The 18,067-nt window shown below is 48.1% G+C and carries 14 protein-coding genes and 2 rRNA genes (1 of these 16 only partly in view); 13 read left to right on the forward strand and 3 right to left on the reverse strand.

Features of this window, described 5'->3' with window-relative positions:
- From AXF12_RS02630 to AXF12_RS02640, 4 genes are all read left to right on the forward strand, one after another.
- A 23S ribosomal RNA gene (locus AXF12_RS02630) occupies positions 1 to 665 on the forward strand (it extends 2,179 nt beyond the left edge of the window).
- Between the two features lie 112 nt (positions 666 to 777).
- Positions 778 to 885, forward strand: a 5S ribosomal RNA gene (gene rrf, locus AXF12_RS02635).
- 60 nt (positions 886 to 945) lie between these two features.
- Positions 946 to 1,164: a hypothetical protein gene (locus tag AXF12_RS12490; protein ID WP_231909947.1), complete on the forward strand. Its 219-nt coding sequence runs from the start codon at positions 946 to 948 to the stop codon at positions 1,162 to 1,164.
- Entirely contained in the window at positions 1,148 to 2,290 is a 1,143-nt protein-coding gene (locus AXF12_RS02640) for an MATE family efflux transporter (RefSeq protein ID WP_231909946.1), read from the forward strand. The genes AXF12_RS12490 and AXF12_RS02640 overlap by 17 nt, the downstream gene beginning before the upstream one ends.
- 112 nt (positions 2,291 to 2,402) lie before the next feature.
- Here the strand turns inward: AXF12_RS02640 and AXF12_RS02645 are convergent, their stop codons facing one another.
- The 3 genes from AXF12_RS02645 to AXF12_RS02655 all read right to left on the reverse strand — a co-directional run bounded on the left by AXF12_RS02645 (position 2,403) and on the right by AXF12_RS02655 (position 8,060).
- On the reverse strand, positions 2,403 to 3,989 hold the full coding sequence (locus tag AXF12_RS02645) for a DUF6850 family outer membrane beta-barrel protein (protein WP_066428083.1): 1,587 nt from the start codon (positions 3,987 to 3,989) through the stop codon (positions 2,403 to 2,405).
- A 76-nt stretch (positions 3,990 to 4,065) separates the two neighbouring features.
- A complete protein-coding gene (locus AXF12_RS02650; protein WP_066428085.1) occupies positions 4,066 to 5,340 on the reverse strand; it encodes a DUF4876 domain-containing protein in 1,275 nt (424 codons plus the stop codon).
- Positions 5,341 to 5,444: 104 nt separating this feature from the next.
- Positions 5,445 to 8,060, reverse strand: coding sequence for a TonB-dependent receptor plug domain-containing protein (locus AXF12_RS02655; RefSeq protein WP_066428086.1), 2,616 nt, complete (start codon positions 8,058 to 8,060; stop codon positions 5,445 to 5,447).
- A gap of 432 nt (positions 8,061 to 8,492) precedes the next feature.
- Here AXF12_RS02655 and AXF12_RS02660 point away from each other — a divergent pair, with 432 nt between their 5' ends.
- From AXF12_RS02660 to AXF12_RS02700, 9 genes are all read left to right on the forward strand, one after another.
- Positions 8,493 to 9,296 carry an HAD family hydrolase gene (locus AXF12_RS02660; protein WP_066428089.1) on the forward strand — a complete coding sequence of 268 codons (804 nt, stop codon included), beginning with the start codon at positions 8,493 to 8,495 and terminating at the stop codon, positions 9,294 to 9,296.
- 86 nt (positions 9,297 to 9,382) lie between these two features.
- Positions 9,383 to 10,105: a metallophosphoesterase gene (locus tag AXF12_RS02665; protein WP_066428090.1), complete on the forward strand. Its 723-nt coding sequence runs from the start codon at positions 9,383 to 9,385 to the stop codon at positions 10,103 to 10,105.
- A gap of 21 nt (positions 10,106 to 10,126) precedes the next feature.
- On the forward strand, positions 10,127 to 12,277 hold the full coding sequence (locus AXF12_RS02670; RefSeq protein ID WP_066428092.1) for a S9 family peptidase: 2,151 nt from the start codon (positions 10,127 to 10,129) through the stop codon (positions 12,275 to 12,277).
- Entirely contained in the window at positions 12,277 to 12,630 is a 354-nt protein-coding gene (locus tag AXF12_RS02675; RefSeq protein WP_066428094.1) for a hypothetical protein, read from the forward strand. The genes AXF12_RS02670 and AXF12_RS02675 overlap by 1 nt, the downstream gene beginning before the upstream one ends.
- A gap of 136 nt (positions 12,631 to 12,766) precedes the next feature.
- Positions 12,767 to 14,941 carry a PepSY domain-containing protein gene (locus tag AXF12_RS02680; protein ID WP_066428096.1) on the forward strand — a complete coding sequence of 725 codons (2,175 nt, stop codon included), beginning with the start codon at positions 12,767 to 12,769 and terminating at the stop codon, positions 14,939 to 14,941.
- 18 nt (positions 14,942 to 14,959) lie between these two features.
- Positions 14,960 to 15,607 (forward strand): CBS domain-containing protein, encoded by a 648-nt coding sequence (locus tag AXF12_RS02685; protein WP_074860876.1) that lies wholly within the window; start codon positions 14,960 to 14,962, stop codon positions 15,605 to 15,607.
- 4 nt (positions 15,608 to 15,611) lie between these two features.
- Positions 15,612 to 16,496 (forward strand): NAD kinase, encoded by an 885-nt coding sequence (locus AXF12_RS02690; protein ID WP_066431715.1) that lies wholly within the window; start codon positions 15,612 to 15,614, stop codon positions 16,494 to 16,496.
- 2 nt (positions 16,497 to 16,498) lie between these two features.
- Positions 16,499 to 17,134 carry a beta-phosphoglucomutase gene (gene pgmB, locus AXF12_RS02695; RefSeq protein WP_066428098.1) on the forward strand — a complete coding sequence of 212 codons (636 nt, stop codon included), beginning with the start codon at positions 16,499 to 16,501 and terminating at the stop codon, positions 17,132 to 17,134.
- Positions 17,135 to 17,203: 69 nt separating this feature from the next.
- A complete protein-coding gene (locus tag AXF12_RS02700) occupies positions 17,204 to 18,007 on the forward strand; it encodes a class I SAM-dependent methyltransferase (protein ID WP_074860879.1) in 804 nt (267 codons plus the stop codon).
- The last annotated feature ends 60 nt before the right edge of the window (positions 18,008 to 18,067 follow it).

Raw genomic sequence — 18,067 nt, forward strand, 5'->3', positions numbered from 1 at the left:
GGGACAATTCGTGGAGGGTAGTTTGACTGGGGTGGTCGCCTCCAAAAGTGTAACGGAGGCTTCTAAAGGTTCCCTCAGCACGCTTGGTAACCGTGCGTAGAGTGCAATGGTATAAGGGAGCTTGACTGAGAGACGGACGTGTCGATCAGGTACGAAAGTAGAGCATAGTGATCCGGTGGTTCCGAGTGGAAGGGCCATCGCTCAAAGGATAAAAGGTACGCCGGGGATAACAGGCTGATCTCCCCCAAGAGCTCACATCGACGGGGGGGTTTGGCACCTCGATGTCGGCTCGTCACATCCTGGGGCTGGAGAAGGTCCCAAGGGTTGGGCTGTTCGCCCATTAAAGTGGCACGCGAGCTGGGTTCAGAACGTCGTGAGACAGTTCGGTCTCTATCTACTGTGGGCGTTAGAAATTTGCGTGGATCTGACTCTAGTACGAGAGGACCGAGTTGGACGAACCTCTGGTGCATCTGTTGTCTTGCCCAAGGCACCGCAGAGTAGCTAAGTTCGGAATGGATAAGTGCTGAAAGCATATAAGTACGAAACCAGCCACAAGATGAGATTTCTTTATAAGGGTCGTGGGAGATGACCACGTTGATAGGTTACAGGTGTATAGGTGGTAACACGTTAGCCGAGTAATACTAATCACCCGTAGACTTGCTGCGCGAGCTCTTACTTTGTTTTTTATCCTAATGTGTTAAAATATGATAGCGAAAGAGGGGTTGTTAGGTTGTGGTATACTCATACCCCATACCTCAAACCTCAGAGCTAAAGACTTAAGGTGGTTATAGCTAAAGGTCTCACCTCTTACCATACCGAACAGAGCAGTTAAACCTTTACGCGCAGATGGTACTATGCAAATGGGAGAGTATGTCGCCGCCTTCTTTAAGAAGCCTCATTAATCGAGAGATTGATGAGGTTTTTTTGGTTTAAAAATAATAACTTATGAAAAGCAATCTCGATGATACCTACCTCTTAGAGCATTCACCTATTGATAAACTCTTTTTAAAATATGCTTTACCTAGCGTAGTTACTGTCTTGTTCTTTGGTCTGCAGAACCTTGTAGATGGCATCATTGTAGGGAATTACGTAGGGGGCAGATGCTTTGGGAGGGGTGAATATCATCTTGCCGCTATACAGCCTACTGATGGTTATTGCCATTAGTGTAGGTATGGGTTCGCTCACCCTGATGAGTGTAGGTCTCGGGGCTAATAACCACCAGCGAGCAACTGATGCAATGGCAACAGGTTATATCTCACTGTTGGTGATAAGCCTCTTTATGACTATCGTACTGCTCTTTTTTAGTGAGGACTTGGTGCGTTTCTTTGGGGCTAATGAGCGGCTATTTCCCCACGCTTTGGGCTATATCAGAGGCCTCACCTTTATCATACCTCTTACGCTTACTTTCTATTCCGATGAAGTGCTAAAGGCCTTAGGACATCCTAAGTTTTCAATGTGTATAATGTCTTTTGCAGTGCTTCTCAATATTGTGTTGAGTTGGTATATGGTGAGCGTGCTGGGCTGGGGTACGATGGGTTCGAGTGTGGCGACTGGTATTTCTTTTACAGCAGCCTTACTCATCGCCTTGGCACTTATCCTAAATCCTAAGCAAAAACTACATCTTTTTAAGGGGCGATTCTCTTGGGAGCTATTAGCTAAAGCAGTGTACAATGGTTCCTCAGAAGGTGTATCAGAGTTAGCTTCTGCGGTAAGTATTTTTGTGATAAACCTCACCATAGTACATCTATTAGGGGCAGAAGGTGTTGCAGCCTTTACGGTGATTAATTACCTCAATTTTATAGGCATATTGCTCTTCTTAGGTATATCCAACGGCTTGGTACCTGTGCTGAGCTATAACTATGGAGCAAAGAATTTTCAGCGCGTAAAGCGTATCTTTAGCACTACCTTACGAGTGATCTTGCTCATTGGGCTATGTATCTTTTGCCTCTTGCAGCTTTATGGCGTGCGTATTATGGAACTCTTCTTCAAAGACACCAACTCATCAGAGGTGCTCGCAATTGCTGCTGAAGGCTTATCAGTGTATGCTTTTATCTTTTTACTTAGTGGATTTAACATCCTTACTACCAGCTTTTTCACTTCCTTGGAGCACGCCCACGACTCTATTATTGTGGCTGCCCTCAGAGGTTTTGTCTTTATCGTACTTGGGGTGAAAATACTCTCTTACATCTTTGGTATTGCAGGGGTCTGGATAGCCATACCCTTTGCAGAATTGCTGACGTTTTTAGTGGCTTTATACCTGTTGAGGAGGGTGTATAAGACTTTAGTATAACCTTATTTTCCTCATCTTGTCACCTAACAATAGATTGTCAATAAAGTGATTGTGTTGGAAAGAAGAATACTCTCTTTCTTTCCAACAATATTTATCTTGTAGATAGCGACATTTAATACTGCATCGTTAAGTGGGCGTTGAGGGTGTAGCGGTGTTTCTTGTGGAGGTCGGTGGTGTAGTGGCTGCTGGCTCCTACGACGAGGGTGCGCCCTTTGCCTACGGGGAAGCGCAAGTCGGTGCCGAATTGTAGGTAGTACTGATGGGCGGCAAAGTAAGCACTATCGGGGTAGACGACTTCATCGTAGAAGAGATGTGTAGTCTGGGCGGCATAGTCGTCGGGCAATAGCGGCTTGAGGTAATCGACATTGGCATTGGTGAGCACACTTCTCACAGGGATACGTACGCCCGCAGCAAAGGTAGGCACAACACTGATTTTCTCAAAAGGAAGTTCCCAACTGTAATACGGTTTGATCATAAGGTAAGCGACATCACTCTCGGTGCTCGCTAAGGCGTCTTTTTGCTCCGTTTGGCGGTAGGTGAGTGCAACACCCGCATCGCTACTGATATGCTGTTTATCTTGCTGCAAAAGGGCTACGGAGAGGGTAGCGTAGTGCTGCTGCATCGTATAGTTCTTACCAGCGAGGGCAGTGAGGCGGTTATATCCATCGGTTTGCCCTATATCGGCAGTGAGTAGTAGCTGTGCCCCTGCGCGTAAGACGCTATTGTAGTGCAAGTGCAAGGCGTAATTGCTGCGGGCGTAGTTAGCCAACACATCGTCTTGCTCATCGCTGTTGAGGGTATTGTTGTTGTAGGTGTCGGTATCGTAGAGGTTGTAGGAGAGCTGCGCAAAGAAGTTGCCTTTGTAGTGATAAGCGAGGTTTACCCCGTATTGTAGGTTGCGGCGTTTGGTGCTATCAAACGGACGGTTGTAGAGCGTGCCGTAGCCGAGTTGCCATTTGAGGTAGCGGTCGTAGTCTTGGGGGGAGTCGGTTTGCTTGTTGGTGATGCTGATTCTGTTTTGCAGATTGGCATAGCCTACCTCACCGCCGAGACTCAGTCTATGAGATGGAGCTAACCTAAAGGTGGTTTGTGCGTTAAATAGCAGTTCTGAACGCATTATCTTAGCACGTGGGTCGTTCTCAGTGCGGTAACTCTCCTGGAGGTTGTAGCGTGTGGAGAGCTGCAAGTGCCATAGGTCGGTGAGTAGTGGGAAGATGACCCCACCGTCAAGGGTGTAATGCTGGTTGTTCCAAGCGGCTAGGCGGCTTACGGCAAAGTAGTGAGGGTCGTCGAGCAAGCCGTTTTCATCGACATTGTTGTAGGAGATGTTCCACCGCTTGCCATCTTCATAAGTGCGGCGCACCTCAAGGTCACCAAAGAAGGTGTATTGCTTGTGTTTGTAGAGTCCGCGGGTGTTAAGCCCAAAGTTATGCGCTTTCTCAGGGCTTTGTGCCAAGTGAAAGTCGCCACGCTCGTGGTTGTAGAAGAGCGACGAGGTGGTGAAGTTGCCTATGAGAGCCTCCTTTAAGAAGATAGGGCTATGGAGGTAACTGGCGTACTGCTGCTGAAAGAAGTGCGAGAGCGGTTGGGGCTTTATGCTTATAACATTGATGCAACTAAAGTCAGACACAGAATCCTTCTCCTGTTGTGCATAGAGCGCAGTGGTAAAGGCAAAGGCGATGAAGATATTTCGTAACATAAGGAGGTAGTTTATAAAAAAGGAGGTTAAGGAGCGTGTCCTATAACCTCCTATTAGTTAGCTATTTTAACTTCTGTTATTTAGGAAGAGCAGTTGTGTCAGGGTGAGCTATTTCCTCAAAGTCTTGATTTGAGTTATTGGTATCTTTATAAGAAGCCCCTGACGATTTACGGATGTATGATTTGCCATTGTAGTTCCCTGAAGGCTTGATATAACCGGCATCTACAGAGGCAGGAAGTCCAAAATTAGAGTTCTTGCCAGCGGTGAATCTATCTACATTGACACCATCAATAATTGTGGTTAAAGGTATCTGCACAAACTTTTTAGTGCCCGTACTGCTCCCTGTTGTGGTGGGTTGAGCCACTTTCTCCCAACCGTCAATATCTGTTTGAGAGGCTTTGATGATTGCCAAGCCATCACCAACAACATATAGGTTCAGTGTCCCTTTATTTTCTTTATTTCCAAACCATATTGGCACCATATTAGGAGCTGGATTATCTGTGTCATTACCCTCTAATGAGCCATCAGCTTTACGAGGATTAAGAGCCTCAAATTGAGCCTTACTTAAGTCAGGGATTACAGCTGCCTTAGTAGGGTCTTTCTGAGCTTCTTTATGATTTTGGGCATCACGCGCAATAAAGATAGACTCGCCAGCTCCTATTTTAGCTCCTGCAGGGAAGGATAGCACCTCTTGTGAGTAGAAATAGGCCGTATTAGCATCCGTCTTGCTACTCACCTTTGTCCAGTCAAAAGGAGTAGTGTTATTGGTAATAGCCCTTGCAATCGCATAACCTTCTAAAGAGATTTCCTTGTCAGTAGGGTTGTAAATCTCAATAAATTGGTCGCGCCCGTTCGCACCATCTGCTTTTGAGGAGCCGAGATACACTTGCTTGATAAGCAGTGTGCTGGCTGTATTCACCTCTACTAAGGCAAGGCTAACGGTGTTGCTGGTAGTTGCATTAATAGTTACGTTGTTGAGCGTACCGTTAAAGTGCACTTCATCTTCCTTACCTGTGATAGCCTTGGCAGCCTCTCCTTTAAGGGTAATGCTGGCAAGGACTTTGTAAGTGCCAGGTTGTACAGCTACACTTGCTTTGCCATTGGCATCTGTAGTGGCATTATAGGTTTGGTTAGTGCCTATAAACTTCACTGACGCACCGCTTACAGGCTTATTGTCATAATCACCAAAAGTAAGCGTAATCTGGTACGTTACAGGTTGAGTGGTGGGACTATCATCACTATCTTTCTTACAGCCTACAATTACGAGGCTTAGTAAGAGAACACTTGCAGCAATGCTGCTGAAAAATCTGCGTAGGGCACTTCCCCCTACTTTGTTATCTGTTTGAATCATATATAAAAAATTAATTTTCAGATTTGAGGTTTGAGGTGTGGGGTGTGAGGGAGGTGTGAGGTATGAGCCAGCTGTCCTTATACCTCAGGCCCCAGACCTCACACCTAAAACGAATACTTCGCGCTAGCTCCGAAGCTAATGTCGGCGTTCATCTTGCTGCGGCTGCCGTTGATATAGACTTCGGGGTGGTAGTCGAATACGTTGGTGACATAGAGCGAAAACGATAACCCGCTGAGCATCTCTTTGGTCATTCGTAGGTGGAAATTGTGGTAGATAGGTGTGCGGCGCGCCTCGTAGTCGCTGCGACTGAGCACTAAGGTTTGGTATTGTGGTAGGGTGCGGTCGGCTTCAGGGATGTAGATGATCTGCCCTTCGTTGTTGATATAAGCGTAAGGGTAGTTGTTGGCAAGCGAACCAAAGTCGGTGGAGAAGATGAACTGCTCGGCGGTGAGGGAGATAAGCAGCCCTAACTCGGGCAGGTGGTAGGTAGAGGTAAGCCTGAGCGACATCTTTTCCTTCACGGTAGGCGAGGTCTCATACAGCCCATAGAGGCGATTAGGGTCTAAGTAACTGGCGTTGCTCTGTGGTGCCATATAGTTATTCTGGTGCGAGTGCACATAAGTGCCTGCCAACGAGAAAGAGGTATTGAGTGCCTTTATCTTCTTGAAGTTGGCGATGAGCTCCACACCCTTGTCGAGGGTCTCTTTGTAATTGACGGTCTGCTGATAGCTGATGGGGTGGATGCGTTCACCTATAACGCTCCACGCGAGGGTGCTGGTGTTCACATCGATGATAGGCACTTGGTAGCCCTCGTAGATAGTGCGACTGTCAAAGCCATCAAACGACTGGTTGATAAAGCCCGTTACAGCTACTTTGCCGAAGGAGAAGTTGCCGTCAGCACCCAGCTCGTACTTCCACGCTTTGGAGGGCTTGAGGTCTACCTTGGGGCGTTGCTTTACGATGGTCTGTATAAGCCCTAAGCGGCGGTTGCCATTCTGATGGTTCTCGAGGAGGAGGTCGTAGACCATTGCCCCAGGGTAGATGTCCTTCAGGGCAGGCGACTTGGTAGCCAAGCCCACGCCACCGCGCAGCTTTATTTGCTCAGTGAGGTCGTAAGCGAGGTTCACGCGAGGGGAGAGCGTAGAGAAGCCGTTTTGGTTCTCATAGCGCAGCCCGATAGTAGCATAAGCCTTATTGCGCTCCGTAACGTTTACAGTAATATTATCTTGCACATATACCGCCCAGAGCTTGGAGCTCTCCACATAGCGGTTGAAGTTCATAGGGCGCACGGTCTCGCCACCACGCCCGCTGCTGGTAAGCCCTGTCAGGGCAGAGGCACTCTGGGAATCGACCAGCACTCCACGCCCGAAGTTGTCGCTATAATTGAGGGACGTACCCGCACTGAGCAGGTGTCGCCACGCACCGTGCAGGAGGCTCTTTTCGGCAGAGAGCTGCGTGCTGGCATTGAAGGGCTTGCCTTCGGTCTCGCGGCGGTCGTAATAGGAAGGCGGGGTAAAGACGGCCTCTACTAAGCGCGTTTCGGTAGCGGTACTCACCGCACGGCGACCCTCATTGCGAAAGACCTCACGGAAGTCGCGCTGGTAGGCATAAGTGCCTCCGATTTGGAAGGAGAGCTGGTCGATAAGGGCGTCCTCAAACTGCCAATTGGAGCGGTTATTCAGTGTGAAGGCATAGTCGGTCTTTTCGCTCTTTTGGTCGTTCTCCTTGTCGGACTTAGCCCCATCGATATTGCTGCGGAAGGTGAGCGAAAGCGAGTTGCGGAAGCGGTTAGCCCTGTCGTAAGTCCATATACCCGAAGAGGTGAGGCGGCGGTAGCTGCTCAGGCTGTTGGTGGGGTTGGTGTTGGCATCGAGATAGTCGAGCGAAAGGCTGAGTTTGCCCGCACGCTCGGAGAGGAGAAAGCCCTTATTGACCGCCACTGACTGTCCGCCTCCTTGCAGCTTGGCTTCGGCTTGTAGGGGGAATACCCCTGCCTTGCGCTCAATCAGCACCAAGCCCGTAGTGGCGTTGCCGTACTTAGCATCGGCGATCCCTGTAACTACCTCTATCTTATCGATGTTGGAGGTGGGGATAGAGCGGAGGTCAAGCCCTGAGCCTGCATTGGAAAAGGGGTTTACATTGCCCGCACGCCCGTAGGTCTGCATATTTTCATCGTTGGAGAGCTGCATATCGTCGAGCACGTAGCTGAGTCCGAAGGCGTTGTTATTGGATTCGATAGCTGAGCGCACGCTGTTCATCACGTTGGGCTTATCGAAGACGGGCGTGGTGATTGCCTGCCCTGGCAGCTGTTGCAGCACGTCGGAGAGGGAGAAGGTTTGGAACTGACTCATTGCGTACTTATCGATCTTTATGGCAGAGCTAGTAGGCTGCTTTTTAGAGATATCGGCGGTAACGACTACCTCTTTCAGGCGGAGGCTTTCCTCCTTGAGGATAACTTTTAAGGGAGAGGCAAAGCCTGTGAGGGTCTTATCCTCCATACCCAAGTATTTGAAGTGTAGGGCATAGTCCTTAGTGAAGGGGAGAGAGAAGTGCCCTTGGGCGTCGGTCACCGTCCACTTCTCGGTTTTTTTATCGACCACAGTGACGCCTTGCAGAGGGATACCGCCCTCATCGGTGACGGAGCCTTCTACCGTGGCAGGCTGCGCGTAAGCGACTATATAGTAAGCGCTTATGATAAGCGTAAGGATTAGTCGTCTCATTGGTCACTCATTTACGCTGCAAAGCGTACTATTTAAATTGACACTAAATAGCGGATTCAGTAAAATTAACAAACTTTAACAGTTTGGAGGTAGAACACAATCTTTACGTTTTTCTATTAAAACATTATTTTTAGTGTATTTTTCTTTAAAAGGATAGGTTTGCAGTATTCAGGGTGTCCGAATTTTTGGGGAGATGTGTTCGAGATGTGTTCGAGATGTGTTCGAGCAGTGTTCGAGATGACCTCGACAGGAAAATTTTCTGTTCAGGGATCAGGGGTTAGAGGTCAGTGATCAGAGGTCAGGGGTCAGAGATCAGATTGGGGCGGTGCAGACTGATTACTGACTCCTGATCTCTGATCCCTGAAGATTATCCATTATCCATTGTTCATTATTCATTAGAAAGTTGTATCTTTGCCGCTCAAAAATAGAGGTATGATTAAACTAATTGTATTGGACATTGACGGGACGCTGGTCAATAGTCAGAAGGAGATCCCTGCGGGGTTTTGGGGGCTCTTTGAGCGTTTGAATACCAAAGGGGTACAGTTTTGCATCGCTAGCGGAAGACAAGTGCAGGGCTTGCAGCAGCTTTTTGCACCGATAAAGGATCAGTTGGCATTCATCCCTGATAATGGGGCGTCGGCGATATGCAGGGGCAAGGAGCTGTATGAAGACCCTGTGGATTACGCGCGCTTTGTGCCTATCATTGAGGTGTGCGAGGCGATCGAAGGGGTGAGTGTGGGCTTGTGTTGCAAGCGTTATACATATATCAAAACGGATAGCGAGGCGATCTTTCAGGAATACCTCAAGTATTACCCCGCCCATAAGAGGGTAGATAACTTTGAGGGGATCACTGATACGGTCTTTAAGCTGGCGATCTGCACCGATAGGGATATTCGCACGCACCTGTACCCACATTTGGAGCGATTTACGAAGGACTTTAACGTGGCTATCTCGGGGGCGGTATGGCTGGATGTGATGAAGAAGGAGACTAACAAAGGGGAGGCGGTAGCACAGCTTCAAAAGGCGTTAGGGATCGGTTATGAGGAGACGGCGGTGTTTGGTGATCAGCTTAACGACTTGGAAATGATGGGGGTAGCTGCTTATAGCTTTGCGATGAAGAATGGGGCAGTGGAGGTGAAGGCAGCTGCCCAGTACACCACAGAGTTTGATAATGACCACGAAGGGGTGGTAAGAGAGATAGAGCGGCTGATGCGGGAAGGACTGTTTGGGGATTAGGGATTAGCTTTTAGGGGTTAGTAGTTGGTTTTTAGGGGTTAGTGATGGGATTGTTTAAGATTAGGGGTTAATAGTGTAAATAAAGGATGCGTAGGTTAGTAATAGGCGATGTGCACGGGGCGCTGAAGGCACTCAGACAGGTGTTGGATAGGGCGGAGGTGCAGCCTGGCGACTTTTTGATATTCTTAGGTGATTACGCCGATGGGTGGAGCCAGACGCCTGAGGTGCTCGACTTCTTGATTGACTATCGGGAGGAGCACCGCTGCTTGTACCTTAGGGGTAATCACGATGCGCTGTGTGAGGAGTTCCTCAGTGGGGCGGCGATGGAGGATGTGTGGCGGCTGCACGGGGGCGCGGCTACTGAGCGGGCTTATCGCGGTGTGGATGAGATGCGCAAGCAGCGGCATATCCGTTTTTTACGCAGTTTAGAGAATTATTATCTCGATGAGGAAAATCGCCTTTTTGTGCACGCTGGGTTTACGAACTTGCGCGGGATTGCTTTTGAGCATTTCAGCAAGATGTTCTATTGGGATAGGACGCTCTGGGAGCTGGCGCAGGCAGTGCGATTGTCGGAAGATGATGTGCATTACCCGCATCGATTGAGGCTTTACAAGGAGATATTTATAGGGCATACACCTACTACGCGCTTGGGCAGCGATAAGCCTTTGAGTTTTAATGGGGTAACTAATGTAGATACGGGGGCTGCCTTTCGTGGGCGGATTACGGTGTATGACATCGACACGCGAGCGTATTGGCAGAGCGACCCTGTATATAGCTTATACCCAGAGGAAAAGGGTAGGAATGTGTAAAGAAAAAAATGTGATAACGATATGAAAAAGATACGGCAATTAGCGTTTGTAATAGCGGGGCTGGTCAGTGGAGTGGCACTGGGGCAAGGCAGGCAGATTACGCTGGAGGACATCTACGGGCGAGGGACTTTCTACACCGAGCGGATGCAGGACATACAAGTGCAGCACAAGGCACCGACCTACACTGTGCTGGAGTACGAAGGGCAAGTGCCTATGATTAACCTTTATGACTTTGCCACAGGAAAGCAGCTCAAGACACTTTTTACGGGGATCCTCAACCTGAGTGATTACCAATTTGATGCGGCAGAGGAGCAGTTACTCATCGGGGCGAATAGCAAGGCTATTTACAGGCGGTCGGCAGTGGCGGATTACTACGTGCTGAACTTGCAGACTAATAAGATTGAAAAGGTGAGTAACCACAAGATCAGCAGTCCGTTGTTCTCGCCTGACGGGAAGAAGATAGCTTATTCGTATGAGAATAACTTGTATATCTATGATATAGCGGCTAAAACGGAGCAGCAGATTACCCACGATGGGGCGAAGAACTGCATTATCAACGGGACAGCTGACTGGGTGTACGAGGAGGAGTTTGGCATTGTGAGGCTTTTTGAGTGGAATGCTGACGGGACGGCATTGGCGTTTGTGCGTTTCGATGAGACGAAGGTGCCTGAATTCTCTATGGATGTGTACGGCAAGGGGCTGTACCCTACCCAGCAGACTTTTAAATATCCTAAGGCTGGCGAGACCAACTCGGAGGTGAGCGTATGGGTGTATAGCTTAGAGACTGATAAAGCGGATAAGATCGCTGTTGAGGCATATTACGTGCCGCGCATCGCTTGGACACACGACCCTAAGCGGCTTGCAGTGCAGACGCTTAACCGCCTACAAAATGATTTTAAGGTGGTGGTTGTGGGGTTGCAACACGATAAAACACAGCAGGTTATTTATCAAGAACAGAGCAAAACTTATGTGGAAGTGCCTGAAACCTTTACCTTCTTAAAGGACAATAGCTTTGTGATTTCGTCAGAGAAGGACGGCTATAACCACTTGTACCACTATGCATTCAATGGGAAATTGAAAAAACAGCTTACAGTGGGCAAGTGGGAGGTTACTGACTGCTATGGTGTAGACGAGGCAAAAGGTGTGGTGTACTACCAATCAACGGAGAATGGCAGTATCAACCGAGGGGTGTATGCCGTAGACCTTAAAGGCAAGCACAAGCGCGCACTCTCGGCAGAGGCAGGCACCAATGCGGCAACTTTCAGTGGTGACTACAGCTTGTACGTGCATAGCTTCTCAGATGCACAGACCCCGCCGCGCTATACGCTCAACAGCAGTAGGGATGGGAAGGCGCAACGCACCATCATCAATAATGAAAACCTCACAAACAGATTGAAAGACTTTGCGCTACCTACAAAGGAGTTCTTTGAAATGCAGCTGAGCGGCAACCTGTGCGACGCTTATTTGCTTAAACCGAAGGATTTTGACCCTAAGAAAAAGTACCCTTTGTTGATGTATCAATACTCAGGACCAGGCTCGCAAGAGGTGGCAAATAAGTGGTGGGGCAGTAATGATTACTGGCACGCAATGCTCACTGAGAAAGGTTATTTGGTGCTTTGTGTAGACGGACGCGGTACGGGCTTTAAGGGGGCAGACTTTAAGAAGTGCACTTATAAGCAGCTCGGCAAATACGAAGTGGAAGACCAGACTGCCGCTGCACAGCAGATGGCAAAACGTCCTTATGTGGACAGCAGCCGCATAGGGATATGGGGGTGGAGCTTCGGCGGATTTATGTCGAGCAACTGTCTCTTCCAGAGCGGCAAAGTGTTTAAGACTGCCATAGCGGTGGCACCTGTAACTAACTGGCGTTTTTATGACACAGTGTATACGGAGCGGTTTATGCGCACTCCGCAAGAGAACCCAGAGGGGTATGACAGCAATTCACCAATTACACACGCTGCGAAGCTCAGTGGTAGTTATTTGCTCATACACGGCACTGCTGATGACAACGTACACGTGCAGAATGCAATGGTGCTCATCAACAGCCTCGTAGGGCAGAACAAGCACTTCGATTGGCTCATCTATCCCGATCGCAACCACGGTATCTACGGTGGGGCAACGCGTTTGCAGCTCTTCGGGAAGATGACCGAGTTTATATTGAATAAGTTGTAATGTTCGAGCGAGATTATATCAAAAAGCAAGTAGATAAGTTTTTCTACGAGTTGGCTTTACTCTTGCAACGCGAGCACCCTAAGGAGGAACGCCTGCGCGAGATAGACGCCCTTGGAGTGCGCTACACAGGTGACTCATTAGAGTATTGGCAGCGGCAAAGTGCTGAGGCACTCATAGGGCAACTCGATATAGAACACTTGCAGATGGTTGCCGAGATGCTTTATCAAACCTACGCCCTCTCAGGCAATGCTGTCCAGCAGCAGAAAATGAGGCTACTCTATGAGTATATACAGCAAGCGACAGGCGTCTTCTCGTGGGAGCTGAACCGCAGGATACAGCAGCTGTCGGACTAAGGGTTTCGCAAGGGAGTGGCGAGTGCTGGGAAAAGCTATTTTAGCAAACTTTATGCACAGGGCTGTTGTTATGTCAGTTTTTTATTGTACCTTTGTCTTTTGTAAAAGGGGTGTTTTCCACTATTACCGATGAATTATGACGAATCATATTTGGCGTAACATACACTTAACGATTGCTTTGGTAGCAGGGTTGCTCATTTTATTAGCAGCGGTTACAGGGGGGATACTCGCCTTTGAGTCGGCGTATAACCAGAGTTTGCCCTATAAGAGTCATCAGTTTGCGGAAGTGAACTTGAGGCAGACCCTTAGTGCGGTGAAAGCAAAGTACCCCGAGGTGCTCAAGCTCAGCATTGACAAGAACCACTTTGTGAAGGTAGAGACTGCCGATGGTGAAGCGTTCTATATCCACCCTAAGACAGCAGAGAAAATAAAAGGGCAGTACAAGCGTTCGGAGGTGTTCCAGTTCACCAAAAACCTGCATCGCTCACTGTTTATTGGCAAAACGGGTAGGGTGATTATGGCAGTAGTGGCGCTATTGCTCAGTTGGGTAGCCCTCTCGGGAATTTTCTTGATTGTACGAAGGCAAAATGGCTGGCGCAACTTCTTTCGGAAGGTAGTCAAAGAAGACTTCTTTGCTTACTTCCATACGGTTATTGGGCGATGGGCGCTTATCCCAATTATTATCATTAGCCTTACGGGGGTGTATATGGGCTTAGAAACTCTTAAAGTAATCCCTAAGTTTAAGGCAAAGGAGCCCTATGACCTCAGCGCTTTGCAGGAGTCGCCTCAGCAAGATATCAGCACTTTTGCTGTGTTTGACATTCCCTTATCGGAGGTAGTGAAGGTAGACTATCCTGCTTTTGACGACCCAGAAGAGGTGTACAAGGTAGAGCTCACTGATGGTCAGCTGGTAGTGAATCAATTCACTGGGGAGGTGATCAGCACGCAGCCGAGTGTGCTCAAATGGCTTTCGAGTACTGTGAAGGTACTGCATATCGGCAAGGGGACTGTAGTGTGGGCAAGTGTTCTGCTGCTGACGTGTATAGCTATTTTGTTCTTTTTGTACTCGGGTTTTGCTATCACCTTAAGACGCAAAAAGGCAAATGTACGCAACCCGTTTAAAAAAGACAGTTGCCCGTATATCATTTTAGTAGGAACCGAGGAAGGAGCGACACTGCGCTTTGCTAACGCGCTCCACAGGGCGCTATTGCAGCAGGGTAAGAAGTCGTTTTTGGCGGAGATGAACAGCTTTAGCACTTATGCTAAGATGCAGCACCTGGTGGTGCTCACGTCTACCTATGGTGATGGCAATGCACCTGCCAGTGCGGAGGATTTTGAAGCACTGTGGCAAGCAAACCCTATAGACAAGCCGTTTGACTATGCTGTGGTGGGCTTTGGCTCGCTGGCATATCCCAGCTTCTGCCAATACGCCCGTGATGTGCAGGCAATGCTCTCTACTTCTGGACAAGGAAGGGAAGCAACCCCTTTGCAGACGATACACAACCAATCTTATGAGGCTTTTACCACTTGGGTGAATGCGTGGGCGGCAGTACAGGGCTTGACATTGCATTTAGAGCCTCTCAGAGAAGATAAGAAACGCGAGCTGCACGCTTTTGAGGTGATAGAGAAGACGCCTATAGACCCCAACGATACTTTTTTAGTGCGCTTGCAGCCTGAGAAAGCACTTGAATTTGAGTCGGGCGACCTGTTGAGTATTACCCCTGCGAGCAACCCTCACGAGCGCTTGTATTCCATAGGAAAGATGAGTGATGGCAGCCTTTTGCTCAGTGTAAAACGCCACGAGCAGGGAGTTGTTTCCAATCAGTTAAATGCCCTCAATGCAGGCGATAGGGTAGAGGCAGGCTTGGTCAATAACACCGACTTTCATTTTGCGAAGAAAGCACCAGAACTCATCTGTATTGCCACAGGGACGGGTATTGCACCTTTCTTGGGAATGCTTGCTGAGAATGAGCGCAAGGTGCCTATAACTCTTTTCTGGGGAGGTAGAACAGCCGCTGCCTTTGCACTGTACCAACCTTTTATCAATGAGGCACTTAAGGAAGAGAAGCTCAAAGCGCTGCATACGGCCTTCTCCCGCGAAGGCGCCCAACAGCACATCTACGCAGTAGTGGAGCGTGAGGCAGCAATGGTAGCCGATGCTTTAGCCCGTGGTGCAGTGGTGTACATCTGTGGGTCGGTGGCGATGCAGAAAGATGTCACTGAAACTTTGGACGCCCTGTGTAGGGCAAGGCTACAAAAACCATTGAGTGATTTTCAGAATAACAAGCAGATAAAGCTCGATTGTTATTAAAGATATAAAATGATGATTATGAATATACACCATAATTTACTTGGCGTAAAGCCATCAACTGCGGTAGCAGAGGCACGCGAACTGTTGGCACGCTATGCGGTTTCTTCTTTGCCTATAAGTGAGGAAGGGCAGTTTGTTGGGATGCTTTCGGCGGAGGTACTTAGTGAGGCGCCTGCCCAAGCACTGCTATCGGATTACACAGACGACTTAGAGTGCTATTTCGTACGTGAGAGCTTGCAATGGGACAAGGTGCTGGAGCTCTTCGCTCCTTATGATACGAATATCGTGCCTGTACTTGATGAGCAACATAATTACATCGGTTATTATCATTTGCCAGACTTTGCCCAAGAGCTAATGGATACGCCTTTTATGAAGGAAAAGGGACAATTTTTACTTTTGCAGAAATCGGCTGAGAGCTACTCGTTTAGTGAGATATCCCAGATTGTAGAAAGCCATAGCGGCAAGCTGCTCGGACTGTTTATCTCAGAGGCTACTGAGGAGGGCGATGTGCACATCACCCTTAAGGTGATTAGTGATCATATAAGTGCTATTTTGCAATCGTTTAGGCGTTATGGCTATGGTATTTTGCTCGAAAAAGAAGATGATCTCTATTGGCAAAATCTGAAGGATACTTCTGCCTATTTTGAGAGATATTTAAGTGTTTAAGGCGATGAAAATAGCTATTTACATACGGCAGTATTCCGAAGAGAATGAGGCTATTTTGGCAGAGTTGTTCAATTATTTTACTTCTACGGACGATATTTTCATCGAAGAGACGGTTTTTAAGAAGCTCTCGGAGCGCTCTTCGCGCTTTGACAGTGCGCAGACTTTTGCGGAGTTTGCCGACCTGAACCCCTCATTCGATGTGATGCTCACTATTGGTGGCGACGGTACGCTGCTGAAGGCTATTACTTACATTCGGCACTTGAATATTCCTGTCTTAGGGATTAACTCGGGACGCTTAGGCTTCTTGGCGATGGCGCAAAAGGAGCACCTTAAGGAGGTGATGACTGAGCTACGCGAGAAGACCTATAAGGTGATTGAACGCACAGTGATTGAAGCGGTGCTCAGCGAAACGGGAGCACCTGTTGATGAAATTAACTTTGCACTGAATGAGATTACCGTCAGTCGCAAGAATACCGCTTCGATGATCACCATAGATACGTACCTGAACGATGACTTTTTGAGCTCTTACTGGTCGGATGGGCTTATTGTGGCTACCCCTACGGGATCGACGGGCTATTCGCTCAGCTGTGGAGGACCTGTGATAATGCCTGCTGCAAAAAACTTAGTGCTGACGCCTATCGCACCGCACAACCTCAATGCGCGTCCTTTGATAATACCCGACGATACGGAGATAAGGCTTACGGTGGAAGGGCGTGAGAAGAAGTACCTCCTCTCAATAGACTCGAATATGATTTCACTCTCAAAGAAGAAGTCTGTGACAATTCGTAAGGCGAACTTCACCGTAAAGATGATACGCTTAGAGGGAGATAGCTTTATAAAAACCCTTCGCAATAAACTGCTGTGGGGGGAAGACAAACGCAATAAATAACAATGGAAGGATATATTTTTGATTTAGATGGTGTGTTGGTTGACACAGCCAAACACCATTACGAGGCTTGGAAAGCCATCGCTCGAGAGCTTGGTTTAGATCTTACCCCAGCGCATAATGAGGCGCTGAAAGGTATTGGGCGAGAGGATTCGCTCAAGAGGATATTAGAATGGGCGGGTAAGGACTGTTCACCAGAGGCATTTCAGGAGTTGGCGCTACGCAAGAACGCGTTTTTTTTGGAGCAAGTACGCCATATCGACGCTAGCGAGCTGCTACCTGGGGTGAAGGAGTTCTTAGAGGCGCTAAAAGCGAAAGGTAAGAAGATCGCATTGGGCTCAGCCAGCAGAAATGCGCGTATGGTACTGGAAAGGACGGGTATCGTCAGTTTTTTTGACACAATTGTCGATGGCACTATGGTGAGCAAAGCCAAGCCGAACCCAGAGGTCTTTTTGAAGGCTGCTGAGGGGTTGGAGCTTCCGTCGTCGGTTTGTTGTGTGTTCGAAGATGCTTCGGCGGGCATTCAGGCGGCAAAGAGTGCTGGGATGATGGCTATAGGCATAGGCAGTAAGGAGGTACTTCCGCAAGCAGATAGGTGGCTTACGGGTTTTGTGCCACTGCCAGAGGAACTGTTTTTGTGATTGAGGGAAAACTTTGTATCTTTGCGGCGAATTTAAAAAGAGCGAATTATGTCAGTAAATACAGAATCACTGAGTAAGATACCTGAGACAATGCTCATTACGCTGTGGGCAAAGGCTACTGAAACGGGTAAGCCTTCGCCGCTGTTGCGTGACGAGAAGGCTGTGGAAATTATAGGGCATATCAACTACGACTTTTCGAAGTTCAAGAAGGTGGTAATGTCGCAAATAGGGGTATGTATACGCGCTAGCTTGATTGATAATGAGACGAGTGGCTTCATTGCACAACATCCTGATGCGGTAGTGATACAGCTGGGGGCAGGCTTGGATGCACGCTATGAGCGCTTGGGATGCCCAGATATTACACATTGGTATGAGTTGGATTTACCTGAGTCGATAGCGCTGCGCAGACAGTTTTTTACCGAAAGCCCTAAGCATACGTTTTTGGAGCTGTCGCTATTTGATTATCAATGGATTGAAATTGTAAAAGCACATCAGAAACCTGTGCTTATCATTGTTGAGGGAGTGCTGATGTATTTCAGTAGAGAAGAAGTACGAGTATTTTTTGATAAGTTATGTGCTGAATTTAAGGAGGCTACGGTGCTATTTGATATGTTAGCTCCTATGCTTGTAAATAAAGCGAGTAAACACGATGCTTTGCGTACAATGGATGGAGGAGCCCCTGCGGAGTTCAAATGGAGTGAGAAACACACGCGTGATATGGAGCAGTGGAACCCGAAGATACACCTTGACAAAGAGTACTTTATGAGTGATTATGACCAAAAGCGCTTTCCACTAATAGCGCGTTTGATGTATAAAATTCCTTATTGTTATAAATATTTAAATCAGCGTATCGTTAGGATAGGCATTCATTAACTCTTTTAGGAGGCTGATAGATAGGCGTTAAGGTTCTTTTGCAAGATTTTTACAAGAAGA

This window comes from Capnocytophaga haemolytica (genome assembly GCF_001553545.1).
In the GTDB taxonomy this organism is placed as follows: Bacteria; Bacteroidota; Bacteroidia; order Flavobacteriales; family Flavobacteriaceae; genus Capnocytophaga; species Capnocytophaga haemolytica.

Excerpts from the sequence above, each read along its gene's own strand:
- AXF12_RS12490 (WP_231909947.1), top strand. The coding sequence starts at position 946 with ATGAAAAGCAATCTCGATGATACCTACCTCTTAGAGCATTCACCTATT.
- AXF12_RS02640 (WP_231909946.1), top strand. The coding sequence starts at position 1,148 with ATGGTTATTGCCATTAGTGTAGGTATGGGTTCGCTCACCCTGATGAGT.
- AXF12_RS02645 (WP_066428083.1), bottom strand. The coding sequence starts at position 3,989 with ATGTTACGAAATATCTTCATCGCCTTTGCCTTTACCACTGCGCTCTAT.
- AXF12_RS02650 (WP_066428085.1), bottom strand. The coding sequence starts at position 5,340 with ATGATTCAAACAGATAACAAAGTAGGGGGAAGTGCCCTACGCAGATTT.
- AXF12_RS02655 (WP_066428086.1), bottom strand. The coding sequence starts at position 8,060 with ATGAGACGACTAATCCTTACGCTTATCATAAGCGCTTACTATATAGTC.
- AXF12_RS02660 (WP_066428089.1), top strand. The coding sequence starts at position 8,493 with ATGATTAAACTAATTGTATTGGACATTGACGGGACGCTGGTCAATAGT.
- AXF12_RS02665 (WP_066428090.1), top strand. The coding sequence starts at position 9,383 with ATGCGTAGGTTAGTAATAGGCGATGTGCACGGGGCGCTGAAGGCACTC.
- AXF12_RS02670 (WP_066428092.1), top strand. The coding sequence starts at position 10,127 with ATGAAAAAGATACGGCAATTAGCGTTTGTAATAGCGGGGCTGGTCAGT.
- AXF12_RS02675 (WP_066428094.1), top strand. The coding sequence starts at position 12,277 with ATGTTCGAGCGAGATTATATCAAAAAGCAAGTAGATAAGTTTTTCTAC.
- AXF12_RS02680 (WP_066428096.1), top strand. The coding sequence starts at position 12,767 with ATGACGAATCATATTTGGCGTAACATACACTTAACGATTGCTTTGGTA.
- AXF12_RS02685 (WP_074860876.1), top strand. The coding sequence starts at position 14,960 with ATGAATATACACCATAATTTACTTGGCGTAAAGCCATCAACTGCGGTA.
- AXF12_RS02690 (WP_066431715.1), top strand. The coding sequence starts at position 15,612 with ATGAAAATAGCTATTTACATACGGCAGTATTCCGAAGAGAATGAGGCT.
- pgmB (WP_066428098.1), top strand. The coding sequence starts at position 16,499 with ATGGAAGGATATATTTTTGATTTAGATGGTGTGTTGGTTGACACAGCC.